At 67.8% G+C, this 18,709-nt stretch carries 17 protein-coding genes; 4 read left to right on the top strand and 13 right to left on the bottom strand.

What is annotated here, in order from left to right; genetic code table 11:
* Nucleotides 1-196: 196 nt before the first annotated feature.
* The 11 genes from ETC07_RS14900 to ffh all read right to left on the bottom strand — a co-directional run bounded on the left by ETC07_RS14900 (nt 197) and on the right by ffh (nt 11,253).
* Complete coding sequence (locus ETC07_RS14900) at nt 197-2,008, bottom strand: single-stranded-DNA-specific exonuclease RecJ (protein ID WP_136249309.1); 1,812 nt, start codon at nt 2,006-2,008, stop codon at nt 197-199.
* Between the two features lie 131 nt (nt 2,009-2,139).
* Nucleotides 2,140-2,757, bottom strand: coding sequence for a glutathione S-transferase family protein (locus tag ETC07_RS14895; RefSeq protein ID WP_136249308.1), 618 nt, complete (start codon nt 2,755-2,757; stop codon nt 2,140-2,142).
* 120 nt (nt 2,758-2,877) lie between these two features.
* Nucleotides 2,878-4,269: a threonine synthase gene (thrC, locus tag ETC07_RS14890; protein ID WP_136249307.1), complete on the bottom strand. Its 1,392-nt coding sequence runs from the start codon at nt 4,267-4,269 to the stop codon at nt 2,878-2,880.
* Nucleotides 4,270-4,339: 70 nt separating this feature from the next.
* The gene (locus ETC07_RS14885; protein ID WP_136249306.1) at nt 4,340-5,656 is read right to left on the bottom strand and encodes a homoserine dehydrogenase; all 1,317 of its coding nucleotides are present in this window, start codon (nt 5,654-5,656) and stop codon (nt 4,340-4,342) included.
* Nucleotides 5,657-5,732: 76 nt separating this feature from the next.
* Nucleotides 5,733-6,473, bottom strand: a complete 741-nt coding sequence (locus ETC07_RS14880; RefSeq protein ID WP_136249305.1) for a DsbC family protein — start codon at nt 6,471-6,473, stop codon at nt 5,733-5,735.
* 3 nt (nt 6,474-6,476) lie between these two features.
* A complete protein-coding gene (gene xerD, locus ETC07_RS14875) occupies nt 6,477-7,379 on the bottom strand; it encodes a site-specific tyrosine recombinase XerD (protein ID WP_438590667.1) in 903 nt (300 codons plus the stop codon).
* A gap of 116 nt (nt 7,380-7,495) precedes the next feature.
* The gene (rplS, locus tag ETC07_RS14870) at nt 7,496-7,852 is read right to left on the bottom strand and encodes a 50S ribosomal protein L19 (RefSeq protein WP_136249304.1); all 357 of its coding nucleotides are present in this window, start codon (nt 7,850-7,852) and stop codon (nt 7,496-7,498) included.
* 154 nt (nt 7,853-8,006) lie between these two features.
* A complete protein-coding gene (gene trmD / locus ETC07_RS14865) occupies nt 8,007-8,768 on the bottom strand; it encodes a tRNA (guanosine(37)-N1)-methyltransferase TrmD (RefSeq protein WP_136249312.1) in 762 nt (253 codons plus the stop codon).
* A gap of 17 nt (nt 8,769-8,785) precedes the next feature.
* Nucleotides 8,786-9,337, bottom strand: coding sequence for a ribosome maturation factor RimM (gene rimM / locus ETC07_RS14860; protein WP_136249303.1), 552 nt, complete (start codon nt 9,335-9,337; stop codon nt 8,786-8,788).
* A 37-nt stretch (nt 9,338-9,374) separates the two neighbouring features.
* Complete coding sequence (gene rpsP / locus ETC07_RS14855; RefSeq protein WP_136249302.1) at nt 9,375-9,623, bottom strand: 30S ribosomal protein S16; 249 nt, start codon at nt 9,621-9,623, stop codon at nt 9,375-9,377.
* 208 nt (nt 9,624-9,831) lie between these two features.
* Entirely contained in the window at nt 9,832-11,253 is a 1,422-nt protein-coding gene (gene ffh, locus ETC07_RS14850; protein ID WP_136249301.1) for a signal recognition particle protein, read from the bottom strand.
* A 218-nt stretch (nt 11,254-11,471) separates the two neighbouring features.
* On the opposite strand from ffh, the gene ETC07_RS14845 reads away from it, so the two are divergent.
* Nucleotides 11,472-12,272 carry a cytochrome C assembly family protein gene (locus tag ETC07_RS14845; RefSeq protein WP_136249300.1) on the top strand — a complete coding sequence of 267 codons (801 nt, stop codon included), beginning with the start codon at nt 11,472-11,474 and terminating at the stop codon, nt 12,270-12,272.
* Nucleotides 12,273-12,331: 59 nt separating this feature from the next.
* Nucleotides 12,332-13,612, top strand: a complete 1,281-nt coding sequence (locus ETC07_RS14840; protein ID WP_136249299.1) for an HlyC/CorC family transporter — start codon at nt 12,332-12,334, stop codon at nt 13,610-13,612.
* 7 nt (nt 13,613-13,619) lie between these two features.
* On the opposite strand, the gene ETC07_RS14835 is transcribed toward ETC07_RS14840, so the two are convergent.
* Both ETC07_RS14835 and ETC07_RS14830 read right to left on the bottom strand, forming a co-directional pair.
* Nucleotides 13,620-14,312 (bottom strand): 1-acyl-sn-glycerol-3-phosphate acyltransferase, encoded by a 693-nt coding sequence (locus ETC07_RS14835; RefSeq protein ID WP_136249311.1) that lies wholly within the window; start codon nt 14,310-14,312, stop codon nt 13,620-13,622.
* A gap of 8 nt (nt 14,313-14,320) precedes the next feature.
* A complete protein-coding gene (locus ETC07_RS14830) occupies nt 14,321-14,938 on the bottom strand; it encodes a TetR/AcrR family transcriptional regulator (RefSeq protein ID WP_136249298.1) in 618 nt (205 codons plus the stop codon).
* A 184-nt stretch (nt 14,939-15,122) separates the two neighbouring features.
* On the opposite strand from ETC07_RS14830, the gene ETC07_RS14825 reads away from it, so the two are divergent.
* On the top strand, nt 15,123-15,803 hold the full coding sequence (locus ETC07_RS14825) for an SOS response-associated peptidase (protein WP_136249297.1): 681 nt from the start codon (nt 15,123-15,125) through the stop codon (nt 15,801-15,803).
* Between the two features lie 2 nt (nt 15,804-15,805).
* On the top strand, nt 15,806-18,664 hold the full coding sequence (locus ETC07_RS14820; protein WP_136249296.1) for an insulinase family protein: 2,859 nt from the start codon (nt 15,806-15,808) through the stop codon (nt 18,662-18,664).
* Nucleotides 18,665-18,709: the final 45 nt, after the last annotated feature.

Here is an 18,709-nt window from a genome sequence, read left to right as displayed (position 1 = left end):
GCCTGCAACGTTACCCGTCGCCGGCAGCGGATGCGTACTTTACGGGCTACGGCGGAGGGACGCAAGGGCTTTTTGACGACGACTCTCGTCAAGTGTCCCGCGCCCTCTCCGGCGACTCCGCCCGCCCCGCCCTGAACACTCGAGCTGGCCTTCGCGGAAGCCCTGCGGCTCGATGCGTATCGGCAAGATGATGGCGTTACAGCGCCTCGCCATGCTCCACCATCAACTGCAGCGATTCGCGGCCACGCCAACGATTGCGATTGAGCTTGTAGGCGCAACGCAGCCGATCGCCGACGCCGAAGGTCGGCAGTTCCCCCGGGCTCAACGCCCGGAACCAGATGGCCCTCGTCGCCACCGGGCCGGACGACAGCTCCATCATCAGGTGATTGCCCTCGGCGCCGACCGGGCGCAGCGACTCCACCAGGAATTCGCCTTCGAACAGCGGCGCATCGAATTCACGCCCGTAGGGGCCCAACGCCTCCAGCTCATCGAGGGTGGCAAGCGACAGTTGACCCTGGGCCAGCTCACCATCGGTGAACACGCTCGGATAGAGCTCGCACTCGCCGAGCTGCTCGCCGACGGCCTGCAGGAAGGACGCCCGGAAGCTCTCGAGCGCCGCCATAGGCACACCGACACCGGCGGCGCCGCGGTGGCCGCCGAAGCGCGGCAGCGCCTCGGGCGCCAACGCGAAGGTCCGCTGCAGGGCGTCGCGCAGGTGCAACCCCTCGATGGAGCGTCCCGAGCCGGTCAGCATGCCCGCCTGGGCGGCCGGGGTCAGCACCAGGGTCGGCCGGCCGAAGGCCTGCACCAACCGTGATGCGACGATCCCCTGCACGCCGGGATGGCCATCCTCCAGGTAGATCACCAGCGCCTGCTCGCCCGCGGCGAGCCGAGGCCGGGCCAGCCCCCTGGCCTGCTCGGCCATGTCCGCCTCGATGGCCTTGCGCGACTGGTTGTCCTGATCCAGCGTCTCCAGGTGGCGCGCCGCCGTGGCGTCATCGGCCGCCAGCATGAAGTGCAGCGCGGCATAAGGATCGTCGAGCCGCGAACGAGCATTGATGCGCGGCCCCATCTGGAAGGCCAGGGTCTCGGCATCGAAAGGCACGCTGTCGGCCCCCAGACGCTCGGCCATGGTCCGCCAGCAGGCCGCCTCCATACGGTTGATCAGCGCCAGCCCTTGGGTGACCACGGCGCGGTTGGCGGCGCTGGCACCGAGCGACACGCAGTCGGCCACGGTGCCCAGCGCCACATAGGAGAGCCACGGCGAGAGCTTGGGCGTGGACGCCGCCAGCACACCCCACTCGATCAGTACCGAGCGGGCCAGCGACATGGTCAACCAGGCGACCATGCAGCCGGCGATGGTCGGGTCAGGGTAGTCACAGTCGTCGCGAGTCGGGTTCACGGTGGCGAAGGCCGAGGCCGGCGGCCCCTCCTCCGGCAGCGCATGGTGGTCGCTGACCACCACGTCGAGGCCGGCGGCCTTGAGCCGAGCGATGCGTGGCTCGTCGCTGCTGCCGCAGTCGGCGGTGATCACCAGGCTCGGCCGCGGTGATAGCTTCAGCGTCCGCTCCACCAGCGGCAGGCTGATGCCGTAGCCATCGAAGATGCGGTGGCCGATCAGGCTGTGCAGCTTGGCCTCGGGCACGCCGAACAATTCATTCAGGGTGCGGCGAATCACCACGTGGGAGGTGATGCCGTCGACGTCGTAGTCGGTGAGGATGCCGATATGTTCGCCCTCGACCACCGCCTGGGCGATGCGCTCGGCGGCGCGGCGGGCATCCGCCAGCCGCTCGGGATGCGCCAGGTGGCGCAGGCTGGGCGACACCAGCGGCGCTAGCTCATCGGTATGGCCGGGCAACCGCCCGGCCAGCACTCGGGCCTGTAGTGGCGTCAGCCCTTCCGCCCGGGCGCGGGCCTCGAGGGCCTCGTCGCGGGGGCGCGGTTCGATACGCGGGCGCGGCGCGAGACCCTCGCTCGGATCGGCACACGCCGTAGAAGACTGAGACATCGGATTCTCTGGGAGGTTGAGGCGGGTTGGCGCGGATAAAGATGGCACCAGGGCACGGGCGGGTCGGCGTCACACGGCGTACGGGCCGCCGGGTACGCCGACCTTCACGAGAGCCGGCCTGGCGGTAGGCGTCAGCTGATCGGCAACATCACATGCTCTCGGTAGGCGCTGCGCTGAGTCAGCTTCTCGTACCAGGCCCCCACGTTCGGCAGTTCCGGACGCTCGATATCCAGCGTAAACCACAGGTAAGCATAGGCGCCCAGCGGTATGTCACCGACCCCGAATGTCTCGCCGGACAGCCACGGCTGGCGAGCGAGTGTGCCATCGGCGATACGCAGGGCCTGCTCGAACCCGGCCAGGCCACGCTCGATCGCGGCCTCATCGCGAGTCTCGGGCGTGCCGCGCACCAGATTCATGATCAAGTCCCGATAGGGCTCCGCCATCTTTCCGAGCGCCCAGTCCATCCACATGCCACAACGCGCCCTGGCGGCGGCGGAGTCGGACGCAAGCCGACCGGCACCGTGGGCATCGGCCAGATAGCGAACGATGCTATGGGACTCCCACAGCACCAGTTCGCCGTCCTCGAGACAGGGAATCAAACCATTGGGATTCTTGGCCAGGAACTCCGGCGTACCGAGTCCGCCGAACGGACCTCCCAGGTCGACCCGTTCGAGTTCGACGCCCAACTCGGCGGCACACCAGGCGGGCTTCTTCACGTTGACCGAGTTCTTGCGTCCCCACAGCTTCATGACAATCTCCCTGTCGGGATGCCCGGCGTCGGACATCCTTGGCAAAAATCGATGACTAACCCTGCGTCGATGGCGAGCAAGAACGAACGCCGCGAGACATTCGGCCGCGACGCAAGGACCTCAGCGACGACGATGCGCGGCGACGAACCGCTGCACCTCGGCGAGCTCTGCCGGCAACACGCTGTAGCGCTCCTCACGCTCGAGCAGGTCGTCCATGTGCGGCGGCAGCGGCACGCCGGGGAAACCGGCCTTGACCACGGCCTCGGCGAACTTGGCCGGATGCGCGGTGGCCAGGGTGATCATCGGCACACCCGGGTCACCTCGCTCGCGCTCGGCGGCACGGTACCCGGTGGCGGTGTGCGGGTCGAGGATCTCCTGGGTGCGGTGATGCGCCTCGCGGATCACCTCGAGGATGGTGGCGTCGTCGATGCTGTGGCTCGCGAACAGCTCGCGTAGCCGCGCCAGCGGTGCCTCGGCCAGCGCCGAGGGCTGGTCCTGGAAGCGCTCGAGCAGCGCACGCACCGCCTCGCCATCGCGATCGTAGGCATCGAACAGCAGGCGTTCGAAGTTGGACGACACCACGATATCCATGGACGGCGCCAGGGTCGCCGCGAGCTCCTGCTTGGAGAAGTCGTTGTCGGCCAGCGTGCGGTGCAGGATGTCGTTGGCGTTGGTGGCGATGACGAAGCGCTCGACCGGCAGTCCCATGCGATGGGCCATGTAACCGGCGAAGACATTGCCGAAGTTGGCCGAGGGCACGCAGAAGCCGACCTTGCGATGCGGCGACCCCAGTGCCACGGCGGAGGCCACGTAGTAGACGATCTGGGCCATGATGCGCGCCCAGTTGATCGAGTTCACCGCCACCAGCCGCGCGCCGTTCAGGAACGACTGGTCGGCGAAGCTGGCCTTGACCATCGCCTGGGCATCGTCGAAGTTGCCCTCGATGGCGACGTTGAAGACGTTGTCGGCCAGCACGGTGGTCATCTGGCGACGCTGGACCTCGGACACCCGCTGGTGCGGATGCAGGATGAAGATGTCCAGGTTGTCGCAGTGGCGGCAGCCCTCGATGGCGGCCGACCCGGTGTCACCGGAGGTGGCGCCCATGATGACCGCGCGCTCGCCACGCTTCTCGAGGAAGTGGTCGAGCAACCGACCGAGCAGCTGCAGGGCCACGTCCTTGAACGCCAGCGTCGGACCATGGAACAGCTCGAGCAGGAAGTGGTTGGCGTCGAGCTGGTTGAGCGGCACCACGGCGTCGTGGCTGAAGGTCGCGTAGGCGTCGCGGACGATCTCGCGGAAGGTCTCGTCATCGATCTCGCCGCCCACGAAGGGCTGCATCACCCGGAAGGCGATCTCGGCGTAGGAACAGCCGGCCATGTCGGCCAGCTGCTCGTGGCTGATGCGAGGGACGGACTCGGGCACATAGAGGCCACCATCACTGGCCATGCCGGTGAGCACGACCTCCTCGAAGGACAGCGCGGGTGCCTGTCCACGGGTACTGATATAGCGCATTGTTCGATTCCTTTGCTCGCGCGGGCTGCTCCGGCGAACAGCCCCTCGCTACCGGCGATAACCTCGCGGCCTACCCGTCTTCGTCAAGCGACTCGACACGAATGCGGGTGACGGAGCCGGCGATGTCGGCCATGGATTCGATCTTGCGGATCGCCTCGTTCATCTGACGCTCGCGGGTACGATGGGTCATCAGGATGATCGGCACCAGCTCGCCTTCGGTGACCTCCTTCTGGATCAGCGCCTCGATGGAGATGCCCTCCTCGGACAGGGTGCTCGCGACCCGTGCCAGCACGCCGGGGCGGTCGACCGCCAGCAGGCGCAGGTAGTAGGCCGTGCTGATGTCCTCCATGGCGAGGATCGGCGGCTGATCGGCGTTCTCGCCGATGCCGCTGAAGGCCAGGTAGGGCACCCGGTAGTGATGATCGGTGGTGATGTCGCGGGCCACGTCGAGCACGTCGGCCACCACCGCCGAGGCGGTCGGCTCGGCGCCGGCGCCGGCGCCGTAGTAGAGCGTCGGCCCCACGGCATCGCCCATCACCGAGATGGCGTTCTTGACGCCATGCACGTTGGCCAGCAGCCGCTCCTTGGGGATCAGGGTCGGGTGCACGCGCAGCTCGAGGCCATCGTCGGTGCGCCGGGAGATCCCCAGGTGCTTGATGGTGTATCCCAGGTTATCGGCCTGCTCGACGTCCTCGGCGGTGATCCGCGAGATGCCCTCGGTATAGGCCTTCTCGAACTGCAGCGGCACCCCATAGGCGATGGACGCCAGGATGGTCAGCTTGTGCGCGGCATCGATGCCTTCCACGTCGAAGGTCGGGTCGGCCTCGGCATAGCCCAGCGCCTGGGCCTCGGCCAGCACGTCCTCGAAGGCCCGCCCCTCGTCGCGCATGTGGGTGAGGATGAAGTTGCCGGTGCCGTTGATGATGCCGGCCAGCCACTCGATGCGGTTGGCGCCCAACCCCTCGCGCAGCGACTTGATCACCGGGATGCCCCCCGCCACCGCGGCCTCGAAGGCCACGATCACGCTCTTCTCGTGGGCCGCCTGGAAGATCTCGTTGCCGTGCACCGCGATCAGCGCCTTGTTGGCGGTGACCACGTGCTTGCCGTTGTCGATGGCCGCCAGCACCAGCTCGCGGGCCACGTCATAGCCACCGATCAGCTCGACGACGACATCGATATCGGGATTGGCGGCGACCTCGAAAACGTCCTGGGTCGACTTGATGCCGGTGACGTCACACTCGGGGTTAGGCGTGCGGAAGGCCACCTGCTCGATGACGATCGGGCGCCCCGCCCGACGGGCGATCTCGTCGGCATTGCGCGTCAGTACGTTGAAGGTCCCGCCACCGACGGTACCCAGGCCACAGATTCCCACTCTCACCGGTTTCAATGTCTTCCCCCTCGTGACGGCTTAGATGTCTCAGCGATATTCGGCCTCAAGGGCCCACGCACGCTTGATGGTGCGTCTATTGATTGTTCAGGCCTAACAGCGACGCCAGGCGTTCTGCCGGCACATAGCCGGGCACCATGCGCCCATCGGGCAGCACGATGGCCGGCGTGCCCTGCACGCCGAGCTGCATGCCTAGATGATACTGTTCCTCGACCGGATTGTCGCAGCTTCTATCGCCCTCCAGGCCCTCATCGTGCCAGGCCGTCGACATCGCCTCGCTCGGGTTGTCCGCACACCAGACCTGCTGCAATTCACGGGCGCCCTGCGAGCTCATGCCGCCCCGCGGGAAGGCCAGGTAATCGACCTCGATGCCCATCTCGTTGAGTCGTGGCACCTCCTCGTGGAGACGACGACAGTAAGGGCAGGTGGTATCGGTAAACACCGTGATCCGCGCCTTGGGCTCATCGACGCCGCGAAAGATCACCCGCTGCGAATCGGGGATCGCTGCCAGACGCTCGGCACGCTCGGCGTTGCGCGCCTGGTCGGAGAGATTCACCAGCCCGCCCTCGGCGTTCTCGTAGAGGTCGCCGACCAGCAGATAGCTACCCTCGACATCGGTGTAGAAGCGCTCGCCGGTCTCCAGCCGCACCTCATAGAAACCGTCCAGCGGCGTTTCCTGGATATCCTTCACCGGCATCGACCGGCCATCGACCGCCAGGTTCTCGGTCAGCCGCTCGATGGCCGGATCCTGGGCCAGGGCGGGGAATGACAGGGCGGTGAAGATGCCGCCGGCGAGCACACGGGGGATTCGTTTCATGGTTCAGCCTCGGGGATGATGGTCGGCGTGCAGGGCCTCGAGCCGGGCCTGCGCGACATGGGTATAGATCTGCGTGGTCGACAGGTCACTATGACCGAGCAGCAGCTGTACGACACGCAAATTGGCCCCATGATTCAACAGATGGGTCGCGAACGCATGGCGCAGGGTGTGCGGCGACAGCGAGCGATCGATGCCGGCGACTCGCGCATGGGCCTTGATGCGGTGCCAGAAGGCCTGGCGCGTCAGGCAGGCATCGCCGCGGCCGGGGAACAGCGCCGGCCGCGTGGGGTCACGCATCAGCGCCGGCCGGCCGGTGCGCAGATAGCGCGACAGCCAGTCCACGGCCTCCTCGCCGAGCGGCACCAGGCGCTCCTTGTCGCCCTTGCCACGCACCCGTACCACGCCCTGACGCAGGTTGACGGCGTCGGTGGTCAGCCCGACCAGCTCGCTGACCCGCAGGCCGGCCGCATACAACACCTCGAGCATGGTACGGTCGCGCAGGCCGAGCTCGCTGTCGAGGTCGGGGGCGGCGAGCAATCGCTCCACCTCCTCTTCCTCCAGGGTGTCCGGCAGCGACGGCCGTGAGGGCGGCAGGCGGACCTCGGCGATCGGGTCATGGTCGATCCGCCCCTCGGCCAACGCCCAGCGATAGAAGCGCCGCAGGCTGGATAGCAACCGGGCGTTGCTGCGCAGCTGATAGCCGGCCTCGCGCCGCTCCTCCAGCCAGCCCGGCAGGGTCTCGCCGCCGGGGGCTAACAGCGACGCATCACGCGCCTCGAGCCAGGTCGCCCAGGCACTCAGGTCTCGCCGGTAGGCCGCCAGGGTATGGTCGCTGGCGCCCTCCCCCAGCCACAGATCATCGAGGCAGGCCTCGATCAGCACCAGGGCATCGTCACCGATCGTCATCGCACCACTCCTCGCCCTCGAACGACGAAACCCCGCCCCGCGGCTGCGGTGACGGGGTTTCGATGTCACGCGGGCTGATAAGCCGCGTCACCACTGGCCGGCGGGGGCGTCCCGCCTCAGCCCAGCTTTTCCTTGATACGCGCGGACTTGCCGCTGCGCTCACGGAGGTAGTACAGCTTGGCCTGGCGCACGTCGCCGCGACGCTTGACGGCGATGGAGTCGACCTGCGGGCTGTAGGTCTGGAAGGTACGCTCGACGCCGATGCCGTGGGAGATCTTGCGCACGGTGAAGGCGGAGTTCAGGCCGCGGTTACGCTTGCCGATGACCACGCCTTCGAAGGCCTGCAGACGCTCGCGAGTGCCTTCCTTGACCTTGACCTGAACGGTCACGGTGTCGCCCGGGGCGAATTCCGGCACTTCCCGGCTCATCTGCTCGGTTTCGAGCGCCTGGATCACCTTGTTCTTGCTGCTCATGACGATAACTCCTCGGTAACATACCTGATCCGCCGATCCGGCAATGGGTGGCCGGCGAATCGTGATCCCGGCGCTCGAATCGCTCGACGCGCGGGAGTGCTGTTGGTGACACAGGTGCGGCCCTTCGGGACACGCCCTGCACCTCCGCCCTGACCTATTGCGTGGACAGTGCGTACTCCTCGATGAACTCCTTGAGCAAGGCCTGCTGTTCGGCGCTCAATGTCCTGCCCTCGAGCAGGTCGGGTCGCCGGAGCCAGGTCCGCCCCAGGGACTGCTTGAGCCGCCAGCGCCGGATGGCACCATGGTGGCCGCTGAGCAGAACGTCCGGCACCTGTCGCCCGTCGATGACCTCGGGGCGCGTATAGTGCGGACAATCCAGCAGTCCGTCGTTGAAGGAGTCCTCGATCGCGGAATCCTGATGGCCCAGCACACCGGGCACCAGCCTTGCCGCCGTATCGATCAGCACCATGGCCGGCAGCTCGCCGCCGCTCAGCACATAATCCCCGATCGACCATTCCTCATCGATGTCGGCTTCAACGACCCGCTCATCGATGCCTTCATAGCGTCCGGCCACCACCACCAAGGGTGGGCCTTCCGCCAGCTCCTGCGCGCCACGCTGATCGAGCTTCCGCCCCTGGGGCGAGAGGTAGATCACCTTCGGACGCTCTCCGGTGGCCTGCTCGGCCCGCGTGCGAGCATCCTGAATCGCCGAGCGCAGGGTATCGACCTTCATCAGCATCCCGGGGCCACCACCATAGGGGCGGTCGTCCACGGTGCGATGCCGGTCGGTGGCGTAGTCCCGAGGGTTCCAGAACTCCACCGCGACGGACCCTTTGTCCACCGCCCTGCCCGTCACGCCCTGACGGGTCAGCGCCTCGAACATCTCGGGGAACAGCGTCACCACGCCGACCCACATGGAGGCCTCGCTGCGACTCAAAAGTCCGGATCCCAGTCGACGGTCATCACGCCGGCCTCGAGATCCACTACCTGCACGACATCGTCGGGCAGGAAGGGCAGCAATCGTTCGCGATCGTCGATGGCGTCGTCATCATGCCCCTTGACGACCATGACGTCGTTGGCGCCGGTCTCGAAGAGGTAGTCGACGCGGCCCAGTGTCACACCCTCGCGAGTCACGACTCGCAGGCCTTCCAGCTGGTACCAGTAGAACTCATCGTCGCCATCGAGCTCAGGCAGCTCGGCCGTGGGCAACAGCACCTCGGCGCCGGCCAGGGCCTCGGCCCGATCACGACCATCGACACCCTCCAGGCGGACCACCAGGCCCTTGCCCTGCGGGCGCCCCTGGACGAGGCGACAGCGCTCGAGACGACCCTGATGACGCAGCACCCATTCGTCATACTCGAGGATGCCCTCCATCGGGCTGGTGTACGAATACACCCTCAGCCAGCCCTTCACGCCGTAGGGGCTGGTCAACTTGCCCAGCACCACGTGTTCGTTGGCCTGACTCGGCTCGGCACCTGCGTTCATCGCGATCCTGCCTCAGACATTCGGGGCATCAGGCGACTCAGGCCTGCTTGCGGGCTTCCTTGACCAGCTCGGCGACACGGTCGGAGAGCTGGGCGCCCTGGTCCTGCCAGTGCTGGATGCGGTCGAGGTCGATGCGCAGACGCTCTTCCTGGCCGCGGGCCACCGGGTTGAAGAAGCCGAGACGCTCGATGAAACGACCGTCGCGCGCCTTGCGAGAATCGGTCACGGAGAGGTGGTAGAAGGGACGCTTCTTGGCGCCACCACGTGCCAGACGAATGGTAACCATGCGTTGACTGTCCTTCGGTTGAGTTACGGAGGTTGTCGGTCGGGGCGAGGCCCTCGACAATCGGATCGACCGCACACCGGAGGATGTGCCGCCGGGGTGTTCGGTCACGACGCTGCCCGCGACGAAACGCGGACCTGCCAGTGAAGACGCCGCATTCTACGGAAATCTCCCTGGCTTGGAAACCTTTTTGGCGCGCGAGCCGGGGGCCTCAGCGCGGCGGCAGGCCGCCACCGGGGCCACCCATCCCGCCGGGACCGCCCATTCCACCGGGGCCTCCCGGGCCGCCGCCGCCCATCATGCCGGACATACCGCGCATCATCTTCTGCATGCCGCCCTTCTTGCCGGCCTTCTTCATCATCTTCTGCATCTGCTTGTGCTGCTTGAGCAGACGATTGAGGTCGGGCACCTGCAGGCCGGCACCGGCGGCGATGCGACGCTTGCGCGAGCCGTTGATGATCTCGGGCTTGCGGCGCTCCTTGGGCGTCATCGAATTGATCAGCGACTCGAGCTTGCCCATCTCCTTCTCGGGCCCCGGGCCCTGGGCCATCTCGGCCATCTGCCCCATGCCGGGCAGCTTGCCGAGCATGCCGCCCATGCCGCCCATCTTCTTGAGCTGCTGGAGCTGGTCGCGGAAGTCCTCGAGGTCGAAGCCGTCGCCCTTCTTGACCTTCTTGGCCAGCTGGTCGGCCTTGCCCTTATCGACGGTGCGCTCGGCCTCCTCGATCAGCGACAACACGTCGCCCATGCCGAGGATGCGCGACGCCACGCGATCCGGGTGGAAGGGTTCCAGGGCATCGACCTTCTCGCCCATGCCCATGAACTTGATCGGCTTGCCGGTGATGTGGCGCACCGAGAGCGCCGCGCCGCCGCGGGCGTCGCCATCGGCCTTGGTCAGGATCACGCCGGTCAGCGGCAATGCCTCGTGGAAGGCCTTGGCGGTGTTGGCGGCATCCTGGCCGGTCATGGAATCGACGACGAACAGCGTCTCATCCGGCGAGACGGCGGCGTTGAGCGCCTGAATCTCGTCCATCATGGCCTCGTCGATGGCCAGGCGACCGGCGGTATCGACCAGCACCACGTCGTGGAACTGGATCCCCGCATGCTTGATCGCCGCCTCGGCGATCGCCACCGGCTGCTGATCGCTGCTCGACGGGAAGAAGTCGACCTCGACCTCGCGGGCGAGCGTCTCGAGCTGGTCGATGGCCGCCGGACGGTAGACGTCCGCGGAGACCACCAGCACCTTCTTCTTCTCGCGCTCACGCAGGTAGCGGGCCAGCTTGGCTACCGAGGTGGTCTTGCCCGCGCCCTGCAGGCCGGCCATCAGCACCACCGCCGGGCGACCCTTGAGGGACAGGCCCTCGTTGGCCTCGCCCATGATCGCCTCGAGCTCCTGCTGGACGATCTTGACGAACTGCTGGCCCGGCGAGAGGCTCTTCGAGACCTCCTGGCCCACGGCGCGCTCGCGCACCCGGTCGACGAAGGCCTTGACCACCGGCAGGGCGACATCGGCCTCGAGCAACGCGCGCCGGACCTCGCGCAGGGTGTCCTTGACGTTGTCTTCGGTCAGGCGCGCCTGACCCTTGATCGACTTGAGCGTCTGGGACAGACGATCACTGAGATTCTGAAACATGGGGCCTCTCCGCAAACGATGGCCTGGGAAGCCGCTCTGGCCCCGGCATGGCGTGTCCGGGCGGGCCTTTCCCACAATGGGGCGAAATTATACGCCTTGTGGCCGCGAGTCTCCATGCCGTCCGTCTCGCCCGGCTGGGCGATGCGCGGCGGATTCGGTATAGTGGCCTTTCCATTTCCCCCTTGCTGGACGCTGGCGAAGGCACACGGAAGCCATCGATGTACGCGCTCCCCCTGGCCCTTGTGGCCTGCATCTTCTATATCGCCGCCGCCTCGTGGCAGGGCCTGACCCTGGCCCGGCGAGTATCGCCCCGCGACACCCTGGTGCGAAGCCTCGGCGTGGGCGGCCTGCTCTGTCACCTGCCGCTGGCCATAGGCCTGCTCGACAAGGGCGATTCGCTGCTGCCGGGGCTCTCCACCAGCGTGGTGCTGGCCGGCGCCCTGGCGGTATCGATGCTGCTGGCCATCAGCCTGTTCAAGCCGGTCCTCAACGTCGCCACCGGGCTCTTCCCGTTGACCGGCATCATGCTGCTGCTGGCGGTGGAATGGCCGAGCCCCGAGAAGGGTGCCACCATGACGCCTGGCATCGCCCTGCACGCCCTGAGCGCGGCGCTGGCCTTCGCCCTGCTGGCCATCGCCGCCGTCCAGGCGGTGCTGCTCGGCGTGCAGAATCATGCCCTGCGCCGACACCACCTGCGCGGCGTGGTCCAGTCGCTGCCGCCGCTGACGACCATGGAGCGCGTGCTGTTCGAGCTGCTCTGGGCCGGCATGATCCTGCTGACGCTGTCGATCGCCAGCGGTTTCGTCTTCGTCGATAACATGTTCGCCCAGCACCTGGCCCACAAGACCGCACTCTCGCTGGTCGCCTGGGTGATCTTCGCCGCCCTGCTGACGGGGCACCATCGCCAGGGTTGGCGCGGCCTGCGCGCCGTGCGCTGGACACTCGGCGGTTATCTCATGCTGCTGCTGGCCTATTTCGGCACCAAGTTCGTGCTCGAGATCCTGCTGGCAAGCGCTTGACACCGAAGACCCCCATCCCTACAACTCAAGCCTTAATACGCGATTGAGGACCCTTCGACTTGAACGACGATTTCCCCCTGGGATTGCTGTTCGGCCTGCTGCTGCTGCTCATCTGCCTGTCCGCCTTCTTCTCGAGCTCCGAGACCGGCATGATGTCGCTCAACCGCTACCGTCTGAGCCACCGGGCCAACGAAGGGGAGCGCCGAGCCCAGCGAGTCATGCGCCTGCTGGGGCGCCCCGACCGCCTGATCGGTGTGATCCTGATCGGCAACAACTTCGTCAACAATCTCGCGGCCTCGATCGCCACCATCATCGCGATCCACTTCTTCGGCGATGTGACCGGACCGGCGGTCGCCACCAGCCTGCTGACCATCGCCATCCTGATCTTCGCCGAGGTCACGCCCAAGACCTATGCCGCGGTGAAGCCGGAGCGCATCGCCTACCCGGCATCGCGGGTGCTGGAGCCGCTGCTCAAGCTGCTCTACCCGCTGGTATGGCTGGTCAACGCCATCTCCAACGGCCTGCTGCGCCTGCTCGGCGTCCGGACCCTGGAGGGCGGCGGCGACAACCTGACCCGTGATGAGCTGCGCACCGTGGTTCACGAGGCCGGGCCGCTGATCCCGCGCCGCCACCAGGCCATGCTGGTCTCGATCCTCGATCTCGAGAACGTCACGGTGAACGACATCATGGTGCCTCGCCACGAGGTGGTCGGCATCGACCTGGACGACGAGCTGGACGCCATCCTGTCGCAGATCCGCACCAGCCAGCACACCCGGATGCCGGTCTACAAGGGCGACATCAATAACATCATCGGCATGCTGCACCTGCGCAATGCGGCACGCTTCCTGTCGCGTGGCGAGGTGACCAAGGCGGCCATCGTGCAGGAGGCCCGCGAGCCCTACTTCATCCCCGAGTCGACGCCGCTGCACACCCAGCTGCTCAACTTCCAGAAACAGAAGCGCCGTATCGGCATCGTGGTAGACGAATACGGCGACGTGGAGGGCCTGGTGACCCTGGAGGATATCCTCGAGGAGATCGTCGGCGAGTTCACCACCGACGTGGCCGGCCAGGACCAGGAGATTCACCCCCAGGACGACGGCAGTCATGTCATCGACGGCACCGCCAACATCCGCGACGTCAACAAGTCGCTGGGTTGGCAGCTGCCCACCGATGGACCCAAGACCCTCAACGGCCTGATCCTCGAGCATCTGGAGGCCTTCCCCGACGGGCCGGCCTGCCTGGAGATCGACACGGTGCGCATGGAGATCCTCGAGGTACGTGACAACCTGGTCACCTCGGCACGCTGCTGGCAGGCCGTACGCCTCTCGGGCGCCTCTTAGGCCTGCATCAGCGCCCCCGCCCCATCGCCCACTCGTCGGCCTCGGCCTTCAGCGCCCTCACGCGCGCCTCGACTCGCTGGCGGCCGGCCTCGGCCGGGGCCAGCGGGGCGCCGAAATACAGCGCCACCCGGGCGCGGAAGCGCCGCGGCGGCTTGCTCAGCGCCCGGCCACCGCAGTGCGAGGTCCATGACCCCCAAAGCCCTGCCAGCCCCGCCGGCACGACCGGCACCGGGTCGCGCGCCAGGATCAGGTCCAGCCCACGGCGGAAGTCTTGGATCTCCCCGTCCGAGGTCAAACGCCCCTCGGGGAACAGCATCACCACCTCGCCGGCGCGCAACGCCTGGCTGACCTGCTCCAGCGCGCGGCGCAGCTCCCCCGGATCGCGGCGATCGGAGTCCACCGGGATCGCCCCCACCAGCTTGAACAGCCAGTGCAGCCAGGGTGACTCGTAGATCGGCCGGTCCATCAAAAAGCGCAACGGACGGGGGCTCGCGCCCCCGACCACCAGGGCATCGACGAAGCTGACGTGGTTGCAGACCACCAGGGCGGGGCCATGAGCGGGAATATGGCGGCGGCCGCGGAAGCGCAACCGGTAGAGCAGGTGGATCATCAAGAACACCAGCCGCCGCAGCATCCGCCGCGGCGAGCATAGCCACCCGCCCAGAGCGACTACCACCAGCGCGAGAAGGCCCCAGGCCATCAGCGGGGTCAAGGGGCGTCGGGCCTCGCCTTCAGGCCGGCCAGCAGGGTCGTCAGCAGCTGATCGATCAGCTCCGTCACCTCCAAAGGCTCGCTCTGCCAGTATCCGAGACGCTCGTTGAGCCCCAGCTGCACCAGGCCATGCACGCTTCCCCACAGGGTACGCCCCATCCGGCGCGCCTCCAGGTCGCCGAGCGCCGGCTGGTATTCCTTGAGCGTGACCTCGATGCGCAGGAACAGCGCCTCGATCATGTCGCTCTGACGCCGATCCAGCTCGCCCTCCTGGGCCAGCGGATAATCGAACATCAGCTGCCAGCGGAACGGCTCATGGCGAGCGAATTCCCAGTAGGCCTCGGCCAGCGCCTTGATCCGGCCCTCCGGCGCCGTCTCTTCGAGTAGCGGCTCGATGGCGGTACGCAGCCGTGCGAGCGACTCGATGTTCACATGCTGCAACAGGTTGCCGAAGCTGCCGTAGAGCTTGAGTAGCGTGCTGGGGGCGCAGCCGACGTCACGCGCCAGCGACCGCAGCGAGAGCGTATGCACGGGCTGCTCCTGCAGCCAGGCATCGCAGGCGGCCATCACCTGGGCATGAAGCGCCTCGGGGGCGTGCTGTCTGGGACGAGCCATCGACTTCCTCGCGGGCCGGGGACGGCGCGGCGTCTCTAGGGACGAGCGCCGGCCACGATCTCAAATAAAAACACTGTTTCCGCTAGCATATCGCGCCTGAGGCGCAACGCAAGCCCGCCGACTCGGCGCTTTCCACACCCGAGTGTCTTGGGTACCCTGACGCTCCCCTGTCCGCGGAGTCTCCATGGCCGGTCGTCTCTATATTCCGCCCCTCGACCTCATACGCCTGCTGCCCGATCTGAGCGTGGACGAGACGCCGATCACCGGCGTCAACCTGGCCCCACGCCGTCCGCTGTCGATGATCCGCCTCGACACCGGCCGGCCCCGACTCTGCCAGGCCTTCTGGGGGCTCACGCCTCCCTGGCTCGACGTGCTCGACCACGCCCCCCACTGCGCCCGGGCCGAATCGCTCACCTCGCGCCCCATGTTCCGCGAGGCCTTCGCCACCCGACGCTGCCTGATACCGGCGAGCGGCACCTACGTCTGGAAGACCCAACCACGGGCCAAGCAGCCCTTCCTGGTGACCCGCGCCGACAGGGGGCCACTGCTGCTGGCGGGCCTGTGGTGTCGTTTTCACACCGACCTCAGCGCCTTTCACGACTCCCTGGCGCTGATCACGGTGCCCACCAACGCGCTGTTGTCGCCGCTCACCGACCGCCTGCCGGCGGTGATTCCCCCCTCGCACGCCGCACGCTGGCTCGATCCGGAGACGCCGTCGGACGCCCTGCATGAACGGCTCGAGCCGGCACCCGAGGAACTCTTGGGCGCCTTTCCGGTATCAAGACGTGTGAACGACCCCGGCTGCCAGGAGGCCGCCTGCGCCCATCCCACCGGCCCCATGCTGCGCCGGACCGCCAAGGAGTGATGATGATCCGCCCCCCTCGCCCGCGCCCGGCGTTACCCCTCATCGTGGCCGGCGCCCTGCTGCCGGCACTCGCCACCGCCCCGGCGGCGGCCGATGCCACGGCCACCGATGGCACGGCGCCGCCGACCACACTCGCAAGCCCGCTCGCCAGCCCCACGGACCAGCGTGACTACCGCAGCCTGACGCTGGACAACGGCCTCAGCGTGCTGCTGGTCAGCGACCCCGAGGCCGACAAGGCCGCCGCCTCGCTCAACGTGGACGTGGGCAGCGCCCAGGACCCGGATGACCTGGCAGGCCTCGCGCATTACCTGGAGCACATGCTGTTCCTGGGCACCGAAGCCTACCCCGAGGCCGATGCCTACCAGAGCTACCTGTCGCGCCACGGCGGTCAGCACAATGCCTATACCGCCGCCCAGGACACCAACTACTTCTTCTCGGTGGACCCGGAGGCCCTGGGCGGCACCCTGGATCGTTTCAGCCGCTTCTTCGTCGATCCGCTGTTCAATGCCGACCGACTGGCCAACGAGCGCCAGGTGGTGCACTCCGAATATCAGGCGCGCAAGCGCAACGCCAGCCGCCGCCACGCCGCCGTCCTCGAGGAGCTGTTGAACCCCGCGCACCCGACGACCCGCTTCTCGGTGGGTAGCAATGCCACCCTGGCCGAGCGGCCGGAAGGCGAGGTGCCGCTACGCCAACGCGTGGTGGACTTCTACGAGCACCACTACGGCGCCAACGTCATGCACCTCTCGGTGGTCGCGCCCCAGCCCCTCGATGAACTCGCGGCCCTGGTGCGTGGCGACTTCGACGCGGTGCCCGACCGTGGCCTGTCGCGCCCCGCGATCACCACGCCACTGACCACGCCGGACACCCTACCCGCCGCCGCCGAGCTGCATTCGCTACGCGACGATCGTCGGCTGACCTTCTACTTCCCGACCCCGGACCCCGAGACGGCCTATCGCCTCAAACCGGCCAGCTACCTGGCCAACCTGCTCGGCCACGAGGGCCAGGGCAGCCTGCTCGACGCCTTGCGCGAGGCCGGCTGGGCCGACGGGCTGTCCGCCGGCACCACTCGCGGCGATGGCCAACAGGCGCTGTTCAGCGTCGACATCAGCCTGACGCCGGAGGGCGCCAAGCATCGCGAGCGCATCCAGGCCAGCCTGTTCGCCGCCATCCGGGCGATCCGCGAGCGGGGCGTCGAGGCCTGGCGCTACGACGAGCAGGCCCGCCTCGCCGAGCAGGCCTTCCGTTTCCAGGAGCACGGCAGCGCCCTGAACACGGCCATGCGCCTGGCCACCAGCCTGTCCCGCTATCCGGTCGAGGACGTCAACTACGCGCCCTACCGCATGGACGGCTTCGACGCCGAGCGCATCGACCGCTGGCTGGCGGCCCTGCGCCCTGCGAACATGTTGCGCCTCTACAGCGCCCCCGAGGTCGAGGGCGACGCACAGACACCCTGGTTCGACGTGCCCTGGTCGCCGGCCGCAGCCGGCATCGGCGACGCCGCGCCCCTCGACGGCCTGGTGCTACCCGAGCCCAACCCCTATGTCGCCCAGGACCTGACGCTGCTGGACGGCCAGGACGAGGCCCCGGTACAACGCCTCGACACGCCGACATTCGACTTCTGGCAGATGCGTGACGCCAGCTTCGAGACACCGCGCGTCGAGTGGCGCTTCAGCCTGCAGCATCCCGACGCCAGCCGGCATGCCCGCGACGCCGTCCTGTCGCGCCTGCTCGCCGGCTGGCTGCAGGACAGCCTCAACGAGGCCCTCTACCCCGCCCGGTTGGCCGGCCACGGCTTCGAAGCCTACGCCCATGCGCGCGGCATCACCCTGTCGTTCTCCGGCTGGCGGGATGGCCAGCAGGCGCTGATCGAGCGGGTCATCGAGCAGCTGCGCGGCGGCGAGATCGACTCCTCCGATGTCGCCCGCGTTCGCCAGCAGCTGCGCCAGCAATGGCGCAACGCCCCTCAGGACGATCTCTATCGTCAGGCCGGCCGCACCCTGGCCGAGGTCTTGATCCGCCCCCAGTGGTCACCCCAGGCGCTGCTCGACGCCAGCGACGCGCTGGATAGCGAGGCGCTGCGCGACTTCCGCGAAACCTTCCTCGACGGCCTGCACCTGGAGGCCATGGCGGTCGGCAATCAGGATGCCGAGGCCGCGAGCGACCAGGCCCGAGCGGTGGCCGAGGCCCTGGCCCCGCGGCTCGACGACGCGGCGATCCCCACGCTGACGCCGCTGCAGGCGTCCCATGACCTGCCCACCCTGACGCCCGATACCGCACGCGACGAACACCTGGTGATGCGCTACCTCCAGGGACCGGACCGCTCGCTGGAAAGCCGCGCACGGCTGGCGGTACTCGGCCGACTGCTGGAAACGCCTTTCTATCAGCAGCTGCGCACCGAGCAACAACTCGGCTACGTGGTCAATGCCGGCTACCGGCCGCTGCTCGACGCCCCCGGCATCGCCCTGCTGGTGCAGTCACCCGACACCGAGAGCGCCACCATCCAGGCACGCATCGACGCCTTCCTGGCGGGCAGCGGCGAACGGCTCGACAGCCTCGACGACGAGACCTTGGCGCCCTATCGCCAGGCGGTCCATGACGACCTGCTGACCCGCGACCCCAGTCTCGCGGCCCGTACCAACCGGCTGTGGCAGACGCTGGCCATCGGCGACGGCGACTTCGAGCGCCGCCGGCACCTGGCCGAACGCGCCCTGGCGGTGACCCCCGAGGCATTGCGCACGCTGTGGCCGGGGCTGATCGATGACGCCGTGGTGCGGATCGCCCACGACCCCGACGACGGCGCCAGCGATGTCATGGCCCTCAAGGCCGACCTGCCCCCGCTGCCCGACGGCGACGACTGACCCCGGCAACGACGATGCCCGGCCGATTGGCCGGGCATCTCGCTT

The sequence above is a fragment of the Halomonas borealis genome (assembly GCF_004798905.1).
In the GTDB taxonomy this organism is placed as follows: domain Bacteria; phylum Pseudomonadota; class Gammaproteobacteria; order Pseudomonadales; family Halomonadaceae; genus Halomonas; species Halomonas borealis.
Note: the sequence above shows the minus strand (reverse complement) of the source record. Positions and strands in the feature narration are given on the sequence as shown.